The following is a 2482-nucleotide window of genomic DNA, read 5'->3' on the forward strand; positions in this document are numbered from 1 at the left end:
AACTAAGAGATAAACCCCCACCCCTCATGATTGAGGGGCAGGGGAGTTGAGTAGGCGTAGCCTATTTTTTATTGGATTTTATTTTTACATTTTAGAGAATGCTTGAGTAGTGCGGTTAGGCTGCTGAGGGAGTTTGTTGAGGGATAGGGATATTTCTTGACAATGCTTACATATATAGATACACTATATATATAACTATAGTGTATCTATATTACGAGGGAACAATATGGGAGCAACATATACAGCAGCACAAAAAGCTGCAACTCAGAAATATATAAATTCTACAGATCAAATAAGAGTTCGTACTGGTAAGGGTAATCTAGATTTTATTAAGAATCATGCCAAGGATATGGGAGAGACTCTTGGAGAATTTGTAAATAGAGCAATAATAGAGGCAATCTATCGTGACAGAGGAGATATCCTCGTTGAGAAAACACATAGTGATGAGTATGGGATATCTGGAAATCTACTTTTATCAAGTGATAATCATTATGAAATTGATTTTGTCGCGGATGGTAGAAGAATGATTAGGGTTTTGGATAAGCAGAATGATGTACCTTCAAATTATATTTCTGATTATGCTTGGATGGCGTTGGAAAACGAGTATGAAAATGAATTGTTAGGTGGTGAGTAAGATGGCAATGTATACACTTATGCGAAAAAATGAAGAAATAATGATGCTTCAAATTGGCGATGATGGAAATATCGTAAAACTTGGTAAAAAGTCTAATACTGCCATTTTGCCATTGCAGAACAGAACAAGTCCTAGAGGAATTATAGAATGGTGGAGAGATAGAGCAATTCCAATTAAGCAAGGAAAGATTGAAAAGATGCTTAGGGAAAATGGAATTGAGACAAATGGATTATATCTTACTCATAATTTGGGGTTGAGTTTAACGGATTATTATTGGATTAGGCCAATTGGCTCTGAGTTAACCTGGGAAGATGTTAACCTCTTTGACAATGATTTTAAAGAGAATTTGCTCCTTGGAAAGATTAATTATAATGATAATGAGGTTGAGGAATATCAGCCTAATTCTTCATTGCAAGGAAATCTTGAAAAGACTTGGATTATCGACAATGGAATTAGAAAACTAGTAAAAGGAAATCATGATATATATTCTAGCGAGAGCATAAACGAAGTTATTATTTGTGACGCGATTGTAGCACAAGGTCGTGATGCTGTAACATATTCTTTGCTTCACATTGATGGAAAAAATTATGATTATGGATGTATATCAAGCTTGTTTACATCACAGCAAAAAGAACTTGTTTCAGCTTATGCAGTAATGACTAGTGAGCTTAAACCTAATAACATTTCTGGATATGAACATTTTATTAATGTTTGTGATAAAAATGGGTTAGATAGAAATATTGTTAGAGAGTACTTGGAATTTGAAATTCTTATTGATTTTATTTTTAGTAATAGAGACAGACATCTGACAAATATTTCAATCTTACGTGATGCAGATACCCTTAAGTTTATCTCTATGGCTCCAATTTATGATAGTGGTAAGAGTATGCTTGTGGGACGAGATATAGTACCAGTAACAGATAAATTTGTATTATCTCAAGAGTCTCAGGGATTTAAGGAGCATGAACTAGACCTATTAAAATATGTTCAAAACAGAAAGCTAATCGATGTAAATTTTCTTCCTAAAGTAGAATATATTGAAGAAATGTACCGCAAAGATTCTCAAGTTAGTGAGGAACGAATTAAGTTTGTAAAAGAAATGTATCTACGAAAAATAGATATGTATGAAAGATTTGCTAATGGAGAAAATTTGAGTGCAATAAGATTCTAAGGATAATTAAATAACATTACATGGAAAGCTTTGTTATACAAAAAGGCGAAAGATATGATATTAAGGGGCGTAAATACATAGGTACGCCGTCTAAGTACTATTATACAGATTTGGGGTTGAGAAATGCTCTTTTGAATTTTCGTCAATTTGAAGAAACTCATTTGATGGAAAATGCCATCTATAATGAGCTTATTTATAGAGGCTACAACATTGATGTAGGTGTTGTTGAAATTCGTGTCGATGAAGATGGAAAAAAAGTTCGAAAACAGCTGGAAGTCGATTTTGTCGTCAATCAAGGTAGCAAGAGATATTATATTCAGTCAGCATATGCATTGCCAAGTCAAGAGAAAATAGATCAGGAACAGGCATCACTAATCAAAATACCAGATTCATTTAAGAAGATTATAATTACTAGTGGAAATTCACCAGTATGGCGAAATGAACAGGGTATTACTGTTATGGGATTGTTTGACTTTTTATTGAATGAAAATAGCCTTGATTCTTAATGTGAAATAATAACAGATTATACTCGTGGGAAAAAATACATTGTCACCTGACCGCATTGTGGTCAGGTGATTTTTTGGATAATCAAATTTTTTGAGGGTTTGCCAAAGTTTATGAGGGTTTGTCGTGAGGGGCAAGCCCTTTTTTAGTGGGAGTTTTTGAGGGTATGGTTT

At 33.7% G+C, this 2482-nt stretch carries 2 protein-coding genes and 1 pseudogene; all 3 read left to right on the plus strand.

Annotation, left to right across the window (positions count from 1 at the left end; genetic code table 11):
• Positions 1 to 226 precede the first annotated feature (226 nt).
• Complete coding sequence (locus tag BM097_RS15920; RefSeq protein WP_090552682.1) at positions 227 to 634, plus strand: hypothetical protein; 408 nt, start codon at positions 227 to 229, stop codon at positions 632 to 634.
• Between the two features lies 1 nt (position 635).
• A complete protein-coding gene (locus BM097_RS15925; RefSeq protein ID WP_090552685.1) occupies positions 636 to 1805 on the plus strand; it encodes a hypothetical protein in 1170 nt (389 codons plus the stop codon).
• A 23-nt stretch (positions 1806 to 1828) separates the two neighbouring features.
• A pseudogene (locus BM097_RS15930) lies at positions 1829 to 2311 on the plus strand (DUF4143 domain-containing protein); the annotation flags it as partial.
• Positions 2312 to 2482: the final 171 nt, after the last annotated feature.

Origin of the sequence: Pseudobutyrivibrio sp. OR37 (assembly GCF_900113655.1) — a bacterium.
In the GTDB taxonomy this organism is placed as follows: domain Bacteria; phylum Bacillota; class Clostridia; order Lachnospirales; family Lachnospiraceae; genus Pseudobutyrivibrio.

Bases quoted from the DNA above. Each gene is read 5' to 3' on its own strand.
- BM097_RS15920 (WP_090552682.1), top strand. From the start codon at position 227: ATGGGAGCAACATATACAGCAGCACAAAAAGCTGCAACTCAGAAATAT.
- BM097_RS15925 (WP_090552685.1), top strand. From the start codon at position 636: ATGGCAATGTATACACTTATGCGAAAAAATGAAGAAATAATGATGCTT.